The sequence below is a fragment of the Streptomyces barkulensis genome (genome assembly GCF_002843305.1).
Classification (GTDB): domain Bacteria; phylum Actinomycetota; class Actinomycetes; order Streptomycetales; family Streptomycetaceae; genus Streptomyces; species Streptomyces barkulensis.
The window spans coordinates 103,193-118,415 of the sequence record NZ_PGSG01000093.1 but is presented as its reverse complement, the minus strand read 5'-3'; the positions used below and the strand labels follow the sequence as shown (position 1 = coordinate 118,415).

At 73.3% G+C, this 15,223-nt stretch carries 15 protein-coding genes; 10 read left to right on the top strand and 5 right to left on the bottom strand.

What is annotated here, in order from left to right:
* The first annotated feature begins 202 nt into the window (after positions 1-202).
* Entirely contained in the window at positions 203-1,348 is a 1,146-nt protein-coding gene (pheS, locus tag CUT83_RS19775; protein ID WP_101257193.1) for a phenylalanine--tRNA ligase subunit alpha, read from the top strand.
* On the top strand, positions 1,348-3,885 hold the full coding sequence (pheT, locus tag CUT83_RS19770; protein WP_101257192.1) for a phenylalanine--tRNA ligase subunit beta: 2,538 nt from the start codon (positions 1,348-1,350) through the stop codon (positions 3,883-3,885). The genes pheS and pheT overlap by 1 nt, the downstream gene beginning before the upstream one ends.
* A 151-nt stretch (positions 3,886-4,036) precedes the next feature.
* Here pheT and CUT83_RS19765 read toward each other — a convergent pair whose 3' ends face one another.
* Both CUT83_RS19765 and CUT83_RS19760 read right to left on the bottom strand, forming a co-directional pair.
* Entirely contained in the window at positions 4,037-4,894 is an 858-nt protein-coding gene (locus tag CUT83_RS19765; protein ID WP_101257191.1) for a 3-hydroxybutyryl-CoA dehydrogenase, read from the bottom strand.
* A gap of 170 nt (positions 4,895-5,064) precedes the next feature.
* Entirely contained in the window at positions 5,065-5,334 is a 270-nt protein-coding gene (locus CUT83_RS19760; protein ID WP_240957900.1) for a cellulose binding domain-containing protein, read from the bottom strand.
* An 89-nt stretch (positions 5,335-5,423) separates the two neighbouring features.
* Here CUT83_RS19760 and CUT83_RS19755 point away from each other — a divergent pair, with 89 nt between their 5' ends.
* Positions 5,424-6,683, top strand: coding sequence for a glycoside hydrolase family 10-like protein (locus tag CUT83_RS19755; RefSeq protein WP_101257189.1), 1,260 nt, complete (start codon positions 5,424-5,426; stop codon positions 6,681-6,683).
* Between the two features lie 60 nt (positions 6,684-6,743).
* Here CUT83_RS19755 and CUT83_RS19750 read toward each other — a convergent pair whose 3' ends face one another.
* Entirely contained in the window at positions 6,744-6,965 is a 222-nt protein-coding gene (locus CUT83_RS19750; RefSeq protein ID WP_101257188.1) for a DUF1918 domain-containing protein, read from the bottom strand.
* A 219-nt stretch (positions 6,966-7,184) separates the two neighbouring features.
* On the opposite strand from CUT83_RS19750, the gene CUT83_RS19745 reads away from it, so the two are divergent.
* Together CUT83_RS19745 and CUT83_RS19740 are read left to right on the top strand one after the other, a co-directional pair.
* Complete coding sequence (locus CUT83_RS19745) at positions 7,185-7,604, top strand: GNAT family N-acetyltransferase (RefSeq protein ID WP_173915111.1); 420 nt, start codon at positions 7,185-7,187, stop codon at positions 7,602-7,604.
* 72 nt (positions 7,605-7,676) lie between these two features.
* On the top strand, positions 7,677-8,249 hold the full coding sequence (locus CUT83_RS19740) for a histidine phosphatase family protein (protein ID WP_101257187.1): 573 nt from the start codon (positions 7,677-7,679) through the stop codon (positions 8,247-8,249).
* Between the two features lie 91 nt (positions 8,250-8,340).
* Here CUT83_RS19740 and CUT83_RS19735 read toward each other — a convergent pair whose 3' ends face one another.
* Together CUT83_RS19735 and CUT83_RS19730 are read right to left on the bottom strand one after the other, a co-directional pair.
* On the bottom strand, positions 8,341-9,090 hold the full coding sequence (locus tag CUT83_RS19735) for a MerR family transcriptional regulator (RefSeq protein ID WP_101257186.1): 750 nt from the start codon (positions 9,088-9,090) through the stop codon (positions 8,341-8,343).
* A gap of 164 nt (positions 9,091-9,254) precedes the next feature.
* On the bottom strand, positions 9,255-10,067 hold the full coding sequence (locus CUT83_RS19730) for a LysR family transcriptional regulator substrate-binding protein (RefSeq protein ID WP_101257185.1): 813 nt from the start codon (positions 10,065-10,067) through the stop codon (positions 9,255-9,257).
* Positions 10,068-10,139: 72 nt separating this feature from the next.
* Between CUT83_RS19730 and CUT83_RS19725 the strand changes: the two genes are divergently transcribed.
* From CUT83_RS19725 to CUT83_RS19705, 5 genes are all read left to right on the top strand, one after another.
* Positions 10,140-10,535 (top strand): DUF5997 family protein, encoded by a 396-nt coding sequence (locus tag CUT83_RS19725; protein ID WP_101257184.1) that lies wholly within the window; start codon positions 10,140-10,142, stop codon positions 10,533-10,535.
* A 229-nt stretch (positions 10,536-10,764) separates the two neighbouring features.
* Entirely contained in the window at positions 10,765-11,793 is a 1,029-nt protein-coding gene (gene argC / locus CUT83_RS19720) for an N-acetyl-gamma-glutamyl-phosphate reductase (protein ID WP_101257183.1), read from the top strand.
* Positions 11,794-11,905: 112 nt separating this feature from the next.
* Positions 11,906-13,060, top strand: a complete 1,155-nt coding sequence (gene argJ, locus CUT83_RS19715; RefSeq protein WP_101257182.1) for a bifunctional glutamate N-acetyltransferase/amino-acid acetyltransferase ArgJ — start codon at positions 11,906-11,908, stop codon at positions 13,058-13,060.
* Positions 13,057-13,971 carry an acetylglutamate kinase gene (argB, locus tag CUT83_RS19710; protein ID WP_093850853.1) on the top strand — a complete coding sequence of 305 codons (915 nt, stop codon included), beginning with the start codon at positions 13,057-13,059 and terminating at the stop codon, positions 13,969-13,971. Before argJ ends, argB begins: the two co-directional genes overlap by 4 nt.
* Positions 13,968-15,221 carry an acetylornithine transaminase gene (locus CUT83_RS19705; RefSeq protein WP_101257181.1) on the top strand — a complete coding sequence of 418 codons (1,254 nt, stop codon included), beginning with the start codon at positions 13,968-13,970 and terminating at the stop codon, positions 15,219-15,221. Before argB ends, CUT83_RS19705 begins: the two co-directional genes overlap by 4 nt.
* Positions 15,222-15,223 lie beyond the last annotated feature (2 nt).

Sequence of the window (15,223 nt, the reverse complement as noted above, 5' to 3'; positions counted from 1 at the left end):
CGGGCGCCCGCGGGCTCCTCCGGGTCAGTAGCGATCTTCCTCGCCCCGTAGACTCGACAACCGGTACCTTCGAGCGGCCCGGGAACCGGCTCCGCCGAGAAACCAGCCGAGAAACCAGCCGAGAGACGAAGGGTGCCGAAGCGCCGGAGCGGGGCGAAGCAACCAACCGAAACCACGGGCCAACCGAAAAGCACGGGAAGAGATGTCCGCACCCAACAAGTCGTACGACCCCGTAGAGGTCGAGGCACTGAAACCGGAAGAGATCGACCGGGCACGGGACGCGGCCCTCGCCGCGATCGCCGCCGCCGGTGATCTGGAGGCGCTGCGCGAGGTGAAGGCCGCCCACGCGGGCGACCGCTCGCCGCTGGCGCTGGCCAACCGCGAGATCGGCGCCCTGCCGCCGCACGCCAAGGCCGAGGCCGGCCGGCGTGTCGGCCAGGCGCGCGGCGCGGTGGGCCAGGCCCTCAAGCGGCGCCAGGAGGAACTGGAGGCCGAGCGCGACGAGCGCGTGCTGGTCGAGGAGGCGGTGGACGTCACCCTGCCCTTCGACCGCGTCCCCGCGGGCGCCCGCCATCCGCTGACCACGCTGTCCGAGCGGATCGAGGACGTCTTCGTGGCGATGGGCTACGAGGTCGCCGAGGGACCCGAGGCCGAGGCCGAGTGGTTCAACTTCGACGCCCTCAACATCGCCCCGGACCACCCGGCCCGCACCATGCAGGACACCTTCTTCGTCCAGGGCCCCGGCGAATCAGGCGGCTCCGGCGGCTCCGGCGAGGGGGAGTCGGGCGTCGTGCTGCGCACCCACACCTCGCCGGTGCAGATCCGCTCCCTGCTGGAGCGGAAGCCGCCGGTGTACGTGATCTGCCCCGGCCGGGTCTACCGCACCGACGAGCTGGACGCGACCCACACCCCGGTCTTCCACCAGGTCGAGCTGCTCGCCGTGGACGAGGGCCTGACCATGGCCGACCTCAAGGGCACCCTGGACCACATGGTCAGGTCCCTGTTCGGCGAGGACCTGCGCACCAGGCTGCGCCCGTCGTACTTCCCCTTCACCGAGCCGTCCGCCGAGATGGACATGGTGTGCTTCGCCTGCCGCGGGGAGTCCGTCGGCAACCCCGGCCGTCCCTGCCGCACCTGCTCCTCCGAAGGCTGGATCGAGCTGGGCGGCTGCGGCATGGTCAACCCGCGGGTGCTGACCGCCTGCGGTGTGGACCCGGAGCGCTACAGCGGCTTCGCCTTCGGGTTCGGCATCGAGCGGATGCTGATGTTCCGCCACAACGTCGAGGACATGCGAGACATGGTCGAGGGTGACGTCCGGTTCACCCGGCCGTTCGGGATGGAGATCTGATGCGGGTCCCGCTTTCGTGGCTGCGGGAGTACGTCGACCTGCCGGCCGGTGAGACCGGCCGCGACGTCGCGGCGAAGCTGATCGCGGCCGGGCTGGAGGTCGAGACCGTCGAGCGGCTCGGCGCCGGCATCACCGGGCCGCTGGTCGTCGGCCGGGTCCTGGCGATCGAGGAGCTGACCGGCTTCAAGAAGCCGATCCGCTACTGCCAGGTCGACGTCGGCGAGGCTGGGGGTGCCTCCCGGGCCGGAGGCTCCGGGGGAGGCACCGGCGAGCCGCAGAACATCGTCTGCGGCGCCACCAACTTCGCCGTCGGCGACAAGGTCGTGGTGATCCTGCCCGGCGGCGTGCTGCCCGGCGACTTCCGGATCGGCGCCCGCAAGACCTACGGCAAGCTGTCGGAGGGCATGATCTGCTCGGCCGGCGAGCTGGGCATGAGCGACGACCACGAGGGCATCATCGTGCTCCCGCCCGAGCACGAGGTGGGCGCCGACGCGATCGAGCTGCTGGAACTGGTCGACGAGGTCCTCGACATCGCCGTCACACCCGACCGCGGCTACTGCCTGTCCATGCGCGGCGTCGCCCGCGAGGCGGCCACCGCCTACGGCCTGCCGCTGCGCGACCCGGCGCTGCTGGACGTCCCCGTGCCCAACGAGCACGGCCACCCGGTGAACGTCGAGGACCGGCGCGGCTGCGACCGCTTCACCGCTCGCACGGTCACCGGTGTGCGGCCCGACGCGCGCTCCCCGATCTGGCTCCAGCGGCGGCTGCAGAAGGCCGGCATGCGCCCGATCTCGCTGGCCGTGGACATCACCAACTACGTGATGCTCGAACTCGGCCAGCCCCTGCACGCCTACGACCGCTCCCGCGTCAGCGGGGCGATCGGCGTGCGCCGGGCCCGGCCGGGGGAGAAGCTCACCACCCTCGACGGCACCAAGCGCGAGCTGCACCCCGAGGACCTGGTCATCACCGACGACAGCGGTCCGATCGGCCTGGCCGGGGTGATGGGCGGAGCCGACACCGAGATCGCCGATGCCCGCGACACGGCCGGCACCACCGAGGTGGTGATCGAGGCCGCGCACTTCGACCCGGTCTCCATCGCCCGCACCGCCCGCCGTCACAAGCTGTCCTCCGAGGCGTCCAGGCGCTTCGAGCGCGGCGTCGACCCGCAGGCCGCCTCCGCCGCCGCCCAGCGCACCGTGGACCTGCTGGTCCTGCTGGCGGGCGGCACCGCCGAGGCGGGCGTGACCGAGATCGTCTCGCCCAGCGGCCCGCACACCGTCAGGATGCGCGCCGACCATCCGGACCGGGTCGCGGGCGTGGCCTACGGCCGCGAGACCGTGGCGCGCCGGCTGCAGGACGTGGGCTGCGACGTCTACGGCACCGACGAGCTGACCGTGACCGTGCCGTCGTGGCGGCCGGACCTGACCGACCCCAACGACCTGGCCGAGGAGGTCATGCGGCTGGAGGGCTACGAGGCACTGCCCTCCACCCTGCCGCGCCTGCCCTCGGGCCGCGGTCTGACCGAACGGCAGCGGCTGCGCCGCCGGGTCGGGCGGGCGCTGGCCGGAGCGGGGTACGTCGAGGCGCCGAACTACCCGTTCGTCGGGGACGCCGCCTTCGACCGGCTGGGCCTGGAGGCGGACGACCCCCGCCGCCGCACCGTACGGCTGGTCAACCCGCTCTCCGACGAGGAGCCGGCACTGCGCACCACGCTGCTGCCCGGGCTGCTCGCCGCGCTGCGCCGCAACGACGGCCGGGGATCGCACGATCTGGCGCTCTTCGAGACCGGCCTGGTCTTCCGCCCCACCGGGCAGGAGACCGCCGCCGTCCGGCTGCCGGTCGACCGCCGCCCCACCGACGAGGAGCTCGCCTCTCTCACCGCCGCGCTGCCCGCGCAGCCGCGCCGGGCCGCGGTCGTACTGGCCGGGGCGCGCGAGCAGGCCGGCTGGTGGGGCAAGGGCCGCCCGGCGACCTGGGCCGACGCGGTCGAGGCGGCCCGCGGTGTCGCCCGCGAGGCCGGTGTGGAGCTGGAGGTGGAGGCCGACCGGCACGCTCCCTGGCACCCGGGACGCTGCGCCGCGCTGTACGCGGGCGCCGGCGGCGAGCGCACCCTGGTCGGGCACGCCGGCGAGCTGCACCCGCGCGTGATCAAGGCGATGCAGCTGCCCGCCCGTACCTGCGCCATGGAGATCGACCTCGATCTGCTGGAGCGTTCCTCCTCGGGCGCTCCGCAGGCCCCGCACGTGTCCACCTTCCCGGTGGCCACGCAGGACGTCGCCCTGGTGGTGGACGCCTCCGTCCCGGCGGCCGAGGTCGAGTCGGCGCTGCGGGACGGCGCGGGCGAGCTGCTGGAGTCGCTGCGGCTGTTCGACGTCTTCACCGGCGAGCAGCTCGGCGAGGGGAAGAAGTCCCTGGCCTACGCCCTGCGCTTCCGCGCGCCCGACCGCACGCTGACGGCCGAGGAGGCCACGGCCGCCCGCGAGGCCGCGGTGGCCGCCGCGGTCGCGCGCACCGGCGCGGTGCTGCGCGGCGCGTAACCGTCTCCCGTCCGCCGCGGCCGGCCCGCCCGGTGCCGGCGACGGGGAACGCGGAACGCCGACGGCGGGGCGCCCCTACCGAAGGGGGCGCCCCGCCGTCGGCGTTCCCGCCTCCGCGCGGCCCGGCCGGCGCCGTGCGGTTCGGCGGATCTCAGTACGTGTAGAAGCCCGCGCCGGTCTTGCGGCCCAGGCGGCCGGCGTCGACCATCCGCTGCAGCAGCGGCGGGGCGGCGTACAGGGGCTCCTTGTACTCCTCGTACATCGAGTACGCGACCGAGGCGACGGTGTCCAGGCCGATGAGGTCGGCGAGCTTGAGCGGCCCCATGGGGTGCGCGCAGCCCATCTCCATGCCGTTGTCGATGTCCTCGCGGCTGGCGATGCCCGTCTCGAACATCCGGATCGCCGAGAGCAGGTACGGGATCAGCAGCGCGTTGACCACGAAGCCCGAGCGGTCCTGGGCGCGGATGGCGTGCTTGCCCAGCAGCTTGACGACCGCGGCCTCGGCGCGCGCGATGGTGTCGTCGGAGGTGGTCAGCGCGGGGATCAGCTCCACCAGCCGCTGCACCGGCGCGGGGTTGAAGAAGTGGATGCCGATCACCCGGTCCGGGCGGGAGGTCGCCACGGCCAGCTTCACCAGCGGGATGGAGGAGGTGTTGGAGGCCAGGATCGCGTCCGGGCTGGTCACCACCTGATCGAGGATCTGGAAGATCTCGGTCTTGACCTGCTCGTTCTCCACGACCGCCTCGACCACCAGATCGCGGTCGGCGAACTCGCCGAGGTCGGTGGTGAAGGAGAGGCGCTCCAGGGTGGCGTCGCGCTCCGCCTCGCTGATCTTGCCTCGTGCGGCGGCCTTGTCCAGGGAGGTCACCAGCCGGGTACGGCCTATCTCCAGGGCTTCGCCGGTGGTCTCGGCGACCATGACGTCCAGGCCGGCCCGTGCGCAGACCTCGGCGATACCCGAGCCCATCTGGCCGCAGCCAACCACTCCGACGCGTTCGATGTCGGTCACATCGTGCCTTTCGCTGATCCACTGGTCCGTGACGCCGCCCCCGTACGGTTCCGGCCGCAGCGCCTCGCCGACCGACGTTACCGCGTCGCGCCGGGGAAACGGTCGGCCGGGGCTTCGCGGCCCCGGCCGACCGGCCGTCCGTACGGCGGTCCGCGCGGCCGCCCGCGCGGTCAGCTCGTGGTGCGGGCCGCCCCGTTGAGCTCGAAGGAGTCGGGAAGGCCGTTGGCGCCCGACCAGGAACAGGTGAAGCCGAAGGACGCCGAGGCGCCCGGCTCCAGCCGCGCGTTCCAGCCCACCGAGGAGACCGTCACCGTGGCACCACTCTCGGTGAGGGAGGCGTTCCGCACCTGGCCGGCCCGGCCCTCTGGCCGTCCGAAGGAACAGACCGCCTCCCAGCCGTCGGCGGCCGTGTCGGGTGTGCCGGGAGGGCGGCGTGGCACGAGCGGACGCGCACTCGTTTCGTCACGCGCAGTTGCCATGTCGCTACCCGGCCGGGATGATCGGGTGAGTCGTCGTCAGAGGAGGCAGCATGGGGCTTTTCTCCAGGAGAACCTTCGGTGCGGCGGCGGTCGGGGTGCTCTCCGGCTCGCTGCTGACCGGCCCGGGGGCGGGTACGGCGTCGGCCGCGGAGGCGGGCGGCGGGGACGGCCGGTACCGGCGGCGCCCGCAGCTGCGCGGGATGTGGGTGGCCACCGTCGCCAACATCGACTGGCCGACCAGGCCCGGGCTCGCCGCGGCCGAGCAGCGAGGACAACTGCTGGCGCATCTGGACACGGCGGTCGAGCGCCGCCTCAACACGGTGTTCCTCCAGGTGCGGCCCACCGCGGACGCCCTGTGGCCCTCGCCCTACGAGCCCTGGGCGCAGTACCTCACCGGCACCCAGGGCGAGGACCCCGGCTGGGACCCGCTGGGTTTCGCCGTGTGCGAGGCGCACCGTCGCGGGCTGGAGCTGCACGCCTGGTTCAACCCCTACCGGGTGGCCAACCACGACGATCCCGGGCGGCTGGCCGACTCCCACCCCGCGCGCCGCCGCCCGGAGTGGGTGGTGGCCTACGGCGGCAAGCTCTACTACAACCCCGGGTTGCCCGAGGTGCGCGCCTTCGTCCAGGACGCGATGTTCGACGCGGTGGAGCGCTACGACATCGACGGTGTGCACTGGGACGACTACTTCTACCCGTACCCGGTGGCGGGGGAGGTCTTCGACGACGACGAGGCCTACGAGCGGTACGGCGGCGCCTTCGCCGACCGGGCCGACTGGCGGCGCGACAACATCGACCGGCTGGTGCGGGAGACCGCGCTGCGCCTGAGGCGGACCAAGCCGCGCGTGCGCTTCGGGATCAGCCCCTTCGCCGTGTGGCGCAACGCGGGCACCGACCCGGAGGGCTCCGACACCCGCGCGGGCGTGGAGACCTACGACGACCTGTACGCCGACACCCGCAAGTGGGTGCGCGAGCGCTGGGTCGACCACATCGTGCCGCAGGTGTACTGGAACATCGGTTTCGCCGCCGCCGACTACGCGAAGCTGGTGCCCTGGTGGGCCGATGTGGTGCGGGGCACCGGCGTCGAACTCCACATCGGCGAGGCGCTGTACAAGGCGGGCGATCCGGCCCAGGGGCCGGCCTGGCACGACCCGGCCGAGCTCTCCCGCCATCTGACGCTCTGCGGCCGTCACCCCGAGGTCCGCGGCAACGTCTACTTCTCGGCGAAGCACGTCGCCGCGGACCCGATCGGGGCGATGAGCCGGGTGGTGGAGGACCACTACGACCGACCGGTGCGGGCGCCCCGCTAGCCGGTCCCCGCGGCGGCCCCGCCTCCTTTTGTTCCTTTCGTCCGGTGCGCGGCCCCGGCGTCAGCGGCGCCGGGGTTCGCCGTGCTCCAGCAGGGGCTCGCCGTGGTGCCGCACCACGGAGTCGGGCCCCGGTGACATGACGGTCTCGTGCCCGTCCTCGAAGCGGACCCGGTACGGCGGCTCGCCGTTCGTCCCGAGTACCTCGATGATCTCCGCGACCCTCTCGTGCTGCCCCACGAACCTGCCGTGGACCAGCAGCAGGTCGCCCGCGTTCGCCTGCATCGGCGGTCTCCTGTCCGTATCGGGAAGAAAATCCTTTTGACCCCGATTCTAGGGGTGGAGGGCGGCCGGGCGCCCGCGAGCGCGGAAGCGGAGGGGACGGCGGGGAGACCGGGGAGACCGGGGAGGTGGGAAGGCCGGGGAAAGCGGGAAGGCCGGGGAAAGCGGGGTAGGGGCAAAACCGGTCGACGGACCGCGCCCCGGCTGCCAGGCTCTCCCGCCATGAGCACCCCGTACGAGATCTCCACCGACCCCGCCCGCCTCGACGCCGCCCGCGTCCACCACTGGCTGTCCACCGACGCCTACTGGGCGCTCGGCCGCAGCCGCGGCAAACAGGACAGGGCCATCGCGGGCTCGCTCAACCTCGGGGCGTACGACAGCGTCACCGGCGAGCAGCTCGGCTATGCGCGGGTGGTCACCGACCGGGCCACCTTCGCCTGGCTGTGCGACGTCTACGTCGCCCCCGCCGCCCGCGGCCGGGGTTTGGGGAAGGCGCTGGTGAAAGCCGCGCTCGCGGAGCTCGAGCCGTACGGGCTCGGACGGGTGCTGCTGGCCACCGAGGACGCGCACGGCCTCTACGATGGGTTCGGCTTCCGTCCGCCGGCGGACCCCGGGCGGCTGATGGCGCTGATCCCCGAGTGATCCGGGCATACGTCCGAAAACAGTCCGTGCCCGACCGTCGAACAATCCGGTTCACGGTTCTACCATCCGGTAATGCATCTGCGGATCACGCTGCTCGCCGCCGCCCGCAGCTCATCCCTGCTGGACGTGCGCTTCGAGGACGACCGCCCCCTGGACGCCGCCGGGTGGCGGGAGGCCGAGCGGGCCGTCCCGGCGTACGGGCATCTGGCGGGCGCCGAACTGCGCTACTGCTCGCCGACCATGCGCTGCCGCGAGACCGGGGACGTCCTGGGGATACGGCCGCTGGCCCAGCCCGCGCTGCGTGAGTGCGACATGGGCCGGTGGCGCGGGCGCACCCTCAGGGAGGTCGCCGCGGTCGAGCCGCGGGCCGTGGACGCCTGGCTCGCCGACCCCCACGCCACCCCGCACGGCGGCGAGTCGCTGCTCTCCTTCATCCTGCGGGTGGGCGACTGGCTGGACACCCGGCCGGGCGGCGAGGACGACACCCTGATCGCCGCGGTCGTCGAACCGACGGTGCTGCGCGCGGCCGCGGTGTACGCGCTGAAGGCGCCGCCGCACACCTACTGGCGTGTGGACGTCCGGCCGCTGTCGTCGGTCACCCTGGCCGGGTGGGCGGGGGACTGGACACTGGCCATGGACCACTGACGTGCGGCGGGGCGCGGTGTTTCCGGCCGTACCCCCTGCCGCACCTCCGCCGCACTTCCGCGGCGCCTGGCCGTGCCGGCTTCGGAGAGCGCTACAGCTCGCACTCGGCGTAGGCGGCCATGGCGTCCCGGACGAAGGCCGCCGTGCCCTCGCCGTACCGGTCGTAGGCGGCGGTGAAGCGGGGGTCGTCGACGTACATCTGCCCGAGCCCGGCGAACTGCTCCGCACCGGGGCGCCTGCCCTGCCAGCCGGCGGACACCCACTCGTAGTGCCGCCGGGTGATCGCGAGCACCTCCTCACTGTCCGGCGCGAGACCGGCCCGGTGGGCGCGGGCGTAGTCGGTGGAGATGTCGGTCTGGCGCTGCTGGAGGGACTTCCTGTCGTCCTCCGTCAGCGAGCGCCACCAGCGGTCGCCACGCTCGAAGGCGTCGCGGCCCCAGCGTTCGATCACCTCGTCCTTGTACCTGGTGTGGTCGAAACCGTCGAGAGCCTCATCGGGCATCAGGGGCTCGCCTCCTTTGATCCTGGTCAGCGTCTTTTGTACCGACTCGATCTGCCGGCCCAGGCGCTCCCGCTCCCGCTCGAGCAGTTCCAGATGGGTGTGCAGCGCGGCGGCCGCGTCCCGCTGCCCGTCGAGCGCCTCGGAGATGGCGGCCAGCCCCAGGCCGAGTTCGCGCAGCAGCAGGATCCGCTGGAGCCGCACCAGCGCGTGCTCGTCGTAGTAGCGGATTCCGCCGTGCCCGACCCGGCTGGGACGCAGCAGCCCCACGGCGTCGTAGTGGCGCAGGGTGCGGCTGGTGGTCCCGGCCGAGCGGGCGATCTCCTGAATGGGCCATTCCATCGCCTGCCGCCTCCGGTCCTCGGTGATCTGGTCGGTGCTGACGACGCTAGGGGTTTACGCAGCGTCAACCACAAGCCCGGAGTTCCGGCTCGTCCCGGAGGCCGCGGAGGCCGCGGAGGCGCCGCGGAGGCGCCGCGGAGGCGCGGCGGGGATGCTCCGGGACGCTACGACCTGCGGCGGGGCCTGCCGCGCCGGCCGCCCCCGGAGCCCTTGGCGCCGCCGGAGCCGCGCCGTCCGGCCCGGCCGGTCTGCCCGCCTGCCGCGGACTTCCGCCGCGCTCCGCCCCCGTCCGAGCGCTGCGGCTTCGCCTTGCCCTGCTTGCTCTGCTTGTCCGGCCTGCCCGGCCCGGCCTCCTCGGCGGCGGGGCGCCGGCCCCGGGTGCTGTTGACGGTCCGCCCCCGGACGATCCCGATGAAGTCCTCCACGAGATCGGTGGTCCGGTCCTCGCGCCACGACAGCGCGACGCGCGACTGGGGGGTGTCCGTGACGGGCCGGTAGGTGAGGTCCCTGCGGTGGTGCAGCCGGGCGAGCGACTGCGGTACGACGAGCAGCCCCACCCCCGCCGCCACCAGCTCGATCGCGTCCGCCGTGGTGGCGGGGCGCTCGAGGGCGGGCCGCCCCGGCGGGCGCTCCCAGTCCAGGGTGTCGTCGAGGGGGTGCAGCACGATCTCGTCGGCCAGTTCCCCGGCGGACACCTCCTCGGCCGCCGTCACGAGGTGGTCCCTGGGGACCACGACCACCGTGGTCTCGGTGTAGAGGGGGATGGCGCTGAGGTCCGTCCGGTCGGTGGGCAGGCGCAGGAAACCCGCGTCGGCGCCGCCGTCGCGCAGTACACCGGACGCCTCGGCGGCGGGCACCTGGACGAGGTCGAGCGGGATGCCGGGCAGACGCTCGTTCCAGATCCGCACCCACTTGGTGGGTGTCACTCCCGGGACGTACGCGAGCCGGAACGAGGGGGGTGCTTCCGAGCCGTTCACCGAGCCAGGCTACCGGGCGGCCGGGGAACCGGGTGGCGGGAGGAGCCGTGGGCGCTCGATACCCTGGACCCCATGAAGTCGCAGCAGACCGCCCAGACGATGAAGCCCGCCACCGCGGCGAAGAAACTGGGTGTGTACCTCGAGGCCACCCCCGCCGAGTTCCGGGAGGGCGTCGTCTCGCGCGCGGAACTGAACGCGCTGCAGACCGACCCGCCCGAGTGGCTGCGGGAACTGCGGCGCAACGGACCGCATCCCCGCCCGGTGGTGGCGGCGAAGCTGGGTGTCTCCAACTCGGGACTCGCGCGCGGCGGGATCACCGAGCCCCTGACCACCGCGCAGATCGAGGCGCTCAAGGCGGAGAACCCCGAGTGGCTGCGGAAGGAGCGCGCCACTCAGGCCGAGGTCCGCAAGGAGGCGGTACGCCTGAAGGAGCGGAAGGCGGAGCAGGGCGACCGCCCCAGCCCCTGACCCCCGCCCCCTGCCGCCACCGCGCGGCGTCCGTGTGACGCGGCGCTCACCGCCGCGGCCGCAGCCGCGGCCCTGTCCGGCCCGCCTTTCCGGTCCCCCGACCGGTCGGCGGGCCGGTCGTCTTCCCCGCCCCGCCTTTCCGGCCCCCGGCGCCGCCGTGCCGTCTTGTGCACTCATTGCATAAAACTGCCGCACTGCGTATAGTCATGCTGTCGATGAGGAGGATTCCATGGCAGTGCGAGCGGCAGTGGCGGGAGCGAGCGGCTACGCGGGGGGCGAGATCCTGCGCCTGCTGACCGGGCACCCCGAGGTCGAGATCGGGGCGCTGACGGGCAACTCCAACGCCGGGCAGCGCCTGGGCGCACTCCAGCCGCACCTGCCGCCGCTTGCCGACCGTGTCCTGGAGGTCACCACGGTGGAGGCGCTGACCGGCCACGACGTGGTGTTCCTCGCCCTGCCGCACGGCCAGTCCGCGGCCGTCGCCGAGCGGCTCGGGGACGAGGCGCTGGTCATCGACTGCGGGGCCGACTTCCGGCTGAGGGACCCAGGAGACTGGGAGCGCTTCTACGGCACGCCGCACGCCGGCACCTGGCCGTACGGCCTCCCCGAGTTGCCGGGGGCACGCGACGCGCTGACGGGGTCCCGGCGCGTCGCGGTCCCCGGCTGCTATCCGACGGCCGTGACGCTCGCGCTCTTCCCGGCCTTCGGGGCCGGTCTGGTCGAGTCCGACGTGGTGGTGGTCGCGGCCACCGGCACCTCGGGTGCGGGCAAGGCGCCCAAGCCCCATCTGCTGGGCAGTGAGGTGATGGGCTCGATGAGCCCCTACGGCGTCGGCGGTGTCCACCGGCACACCCCCGAGATGGCGCAGAACCTCTCGGCCGTCGCGGACGAGCCGGTCACCGTCTCCTTCACCCCCACCCTCGCCCCGATGTCCCGGGGCATCCTGGCCACCTGCACCGCCAGGGCCCGGCCGGGCCTGACCGCCGACCGGCTGCGTGAGGTGTACGACAAGGCGCTGGCCGCCGAGCCGTTCGTCCATCTGCTGCCCGAGGGGCAGTGGCCGTCCACCGCCGCCGTGTACGGCTCCAACAGTGCGCTGGTCCAGGTCGCGTACGACGAGGCGGCCGACCGCGTGGTCGTCGTCAGCGCCATCGACAACCTCACCAAGGGCACCGCGGGCGGCGCGGTGCAGAGCATGAACATCGCCCTCGGCCTTCCCGAGGAGACCGGCCTGCCCGTGACCGGGGTCGCTCCGTGAGCCGGAGGCGCCTGCCGGTGCCGGCCGGGGGCGCACGCGCGGCTGCCGACCGGCTGTCGACGACGATGCCCGCGCTGTGCCGCGCGGGCGGAGAAGGGAGCGGAAGAACACCATGAGTGTGACCGCTGCGAAGGGATTCACCGCGGCGGGGATCGCCGCCGGGATCAAGGAGAACGGCAACCCCGACCTGGCTCTGGTCGTCAACAACGGGCCGCGCCTGGCCGCGGCCGGTGTGTTCACCTCCAACCGCGTCAAGGCCGCGCCCGTGCTCTGGTCCGAGCAGGTCCTCAGGGGCGGACAGGTCTCGGCCGTCGTCCTCAACTCCGGCGGCGCCAACGCCTGTACCGGCCCGCTCGGCTTCCAGGACACCCACGCCACCGCCGAGAGGACCGCCGAGGTACTCGGTCACAGCGCCGGCGAGGTCGCCGTCTGCTCCACCGGCCTGATCGGCGTCCGGCTGCCGATGGACCGGCTGCTGCCGGGGATCGGGAAGGCCGCCGAGGCGCTCTCCCCGCACGGCGGCGACAGGGCCGCCATCGCCATCAAGACCACCGACACCGTGCACAAGACCGCCGTCGCCGAGGGTTCCTCCGGCTGGGTCGTGGGCGGCATGGCCAAGGGCGCGGGCATGCTCGCCCCCGGGCTGGCGACGATGCTGGTGGTCCTCACCACCGACGCCGACGTGGACACCCCCGGGCTGGACGCCGCGCTGCGCGAGGCCACCCGCACCACCTTCGACCGCGTCGACTCCGACGGCTGCATGTCCACCAACGACACCGTGCTGCTGCTGGCCTCCGGAGCCTCGGGGGTCGCCCCGGAGGCGAAGGAGTTCGCCGAGGCCGTGCGGGCCGTCTGTGACGACCTGGCGCAGCAGCTGATCCGGGACGCCGAGGGGGCCTCCAAGGACATCCGGATCGAGGTGGTGAACGCCGCCAGCGAGGACGACGCCGTCGAGGTGGGCCGTTCCATCGCCCGCAACAACCTCCTCAAGTGCGCCGTCCACGGCGAGGACCCCAACTGGGGCCGGGTCCTGTCCGCCATCGGCACCACCTCCGCCGCCTTCGAGCCCGACCGGCTGAACGTCGCCATCAACGGCGTGTGGGTCTGCCGCGACGGGTCGGTGGGCGAGGACCGCGAACTGGTGGACATGCGCTACCGCGAGGTCCGCATCACCGCCGACCTGGCGGCGGGCGAGAAGTCCGCCGTCATCTGGACCAACGACCTCACCGCCGACTACGTCCACGAGAACAGCGCTTATTCGTCATGAGCACACGTAGGCACACCGCCCTGCCCAAGGCCCAGATCCTCATCGAGGCGCTGCCCTGGCTGACCCGCCACCACGGGAAGACCGTGGTCGTCAAGTTCGGTGGCAACGCCATGGTGGACGAGGAGCTGAAGGCCGCGTTCGCCCAGGACGTGGTCTTCCTGCGGCACGCGGGTCTCAAGCCCGTCGTCGTCCACGGCGGCGGTCCGCAGATCAGCGCCCACCTGGACCGGCTCGGCCTGGTCAGCGAGTTCAAGGCCGGGCTGCGGGTCACCACCGACGAGGCGATGGACGTCGTGCGGATGGTGCTGGCCGGCCAGGTGCAGCGCGAACTGGTCGGCCTGCTCAACCGGCACGGCCCGCTCGCCGTCGGCATGACCGGCGAGGACGCGCACACCCTGACCGCCACCAAGCGCTACGCGCACATCGACGGCGAGAAGGTGGACATCGGCCGCGTCGGCGAGATCACCGAGGTGGACGCGGGAGCCGTCCAGGCCCTGCTGGACGACGGCCGTATCCCGGTGATCTCCTCCATCGCCCGCAGCGCCGACGACGGGCACGTCTACAACATCAACGCCGACACCGCCGCCGCGGCCCTCGCGGCGGCGCTCGGCGCCGAGACGCTGATGGTGCTCACCGACGTCGAGGGACTCTACGAGGACTGGCCCAACAGCGACGACGTGATCAGCCGGCTGACCGCGAGCGAGCTGGAGAGGCTGCTGCCGGACCTGGCCAGCGGCATGGTGCCCAAGATGGAGGGCTGCCTGTACGCCGTGCGCAACGGCGTCAACACCGCCCGGGTCATCGACGGGCGCGTCCAGCACTCCATCCTGCTGGAGATCTTCACCGACGAGGGGATCGGAACCATGGTCGTACCGGACGGCGCCGCGCCGGAGAAGGAGAAGCGGGCATGAACGACACCGCCACCACCACGGGCGCCGCCACCGCCGCCGCACCCGCCGCCCCCGCGCCCGGCAACGCCGGTCTCACCCGGCGCTGGCAGGGCTCGCTGATGGACAACTACGGCACCCCCCGCATCCCGATCACCCACGGCGAGGGCGCCCGGCTGTGGGACGCCGACGGCAGGGAGTACCTGGACTTCGTCGGCGGAATCGCCGTCAACTCGCTCGGCACCGCCCACCCGGCGGTCGTCCGCGCGGTCTCCGGGCAGATCGCCACCCTCGGCCACGTCTCCAACCTCTTCGTCGCCGAACCCCCGGTCGCCCTGGCCGAACGGCTGCTCCGGCTCTTCGGCCGCACCGGGCGCGTCTACTTCTCCAACTCCGGTGCGGAGGCCGTCGAGGCGGCGTTCAAGATCGGCCGCCGGACCGGCCGGAGGCACATGGTCGCCACCGAAGGCGGCTTCCACGGCCGCACCATGGGCGCCCTCGCGCTGACCGGCCAGCCCGCCAAACGCGACCCCTTCCTCCCGCTGCCCGGCGAGGTCACCCATGTCCCCTACGGCGACGCCGACGCGCTGCGGGCGGCCGTCACCGAGGAGACCGCCCTGGTGATCGTCGAACCGATCCAGGGCGAGAACGGCGTCGTCGTCCCGCCCGAGGGCTATCTGGCCGCGGCCCGCGAGATCACCGCCGCCACCGGCACCCTGCTGGTGCTCGACGAGGTCCAGACGGGCATCGGCCGCACCGGGCACTGGTTCGCCTGCCAGGCGCAGGGGGTGCGGCCCGACGTCGTCACCCTCGCCAAGGGGCTGGGAACCGGACTGCCCATCGGCGCCACGGTCGCCTTCGGCGAGGCCGCCGAGCTGCTGGGCCCCGGACACCACGGCTCCACCTTCGGCGGCAACCCGGTCTCCTGCGCGGCGGCGCTCGCCGTTCTGGACACCATCGCCTCCGAGGGCCTCCTCGGCCACGTCGAGCGGATCGGCGGCCGGCTGCGCGACGGTGTCCGGGCGCTGGGGCACCCGCTGGTCGACCACGTCCGCGGCGCCGGGCTGCTGCTGGGTATCGTACTGACCGAACCCGTCGCACCCCAGGTGCAGCAGGCTGCCCAGGACGCGGGCTTCCTGGTGAACGCGTGCGCCCCGGACGTCGTCCGGCTGGCCCCGCCGCTGATCATCGGCGAAGCCGAGGCGGACGCGCTGGTCCGGTCCCTCCCCGCCGTCCTCGACGCCGCCGGCGGGCCCCGACGAGCCGGAGACTGACG

Coding starts and splice junctions, on each gene's coding strand:
- pheS (WP_101257193.1), top strand. CDS start 203: ATGTCCGCACCCAACAAGTCGTACGACCCCGTAGAGGTCGAGGCACTG.
- pheT (WP_101257192.1), top strand. CDS start 1,348: ATGCGGGTCCCGCTTTCGTGGCTGCGGGAGTACGTCGACCTGCCGGCC.
- CUT83_RS19755 (WP_101257189.1), top strand. CDS start 5,424: ATGGGGCTTTTCTCCAGGAGAACCTTCGGTGCGGCGGCGGTCGGGGTG.
- CUT83_RS19750 (WP_101257188.1), bottom strand. CDS start 6,965: ATGCAGGCGAACGCGGGCGACCTGCTGCTGGTCCACGGCAGGTTCGTG.
- CUT83_RS19745 (WP_173915111.1), top strand. CDS start 7,185: ATGAGCACCCCGTACGAGATCTCCACCGACCCCGCCCGCCTCGACGCC.
- CUT83_RS19740 (WP_101257187.1), top strand. CDS start 7,677: ATGCATCTGCGGATCACGCTGCTCGCCGCCGCCCGCAGCTCATCCCTG.
- CUT83_RS19735 (WP_101257186.1), bottom strand. CDS start 9,090: ATGGAATGGCCCATTCAGGAGATCGCCCGCTCGGCCGGGACCACCAGC.
- CUT83_RS19725 (WP_101257184.1), top strand. CDS start 10,140: ATGAAGTCGCAGCAGACCGCCCAGACGATGAAGCCCGCCACCGCGGCG.
- argC (WP_101257183.1), top strand. CDS start 10,765: ATGGCAGTGCGAGCGGCAGTGGCGGGAGCGAGCGGCTACGCGGGGGGC.
- argJ (WP_101257182.1), top strand. CDS start 11,906: ATGAGTGTGACCGCTGCGAAGGGATTCACCGCGGCGGGGATCGCCGCC.
- argB (WP_093850853.1), top strand. CDS start 13,057: ATGAGCACACGTAGGCACACCGCCCTGCCCAAGGCCCAGATCCTCATC.
- CUT83_RS19705 (WP_101257181.1), top strand. CDS start 13,968: ATGAACGACACCGCCACCACCACGGGCGCCGCCACCGCCGCCGCACCC.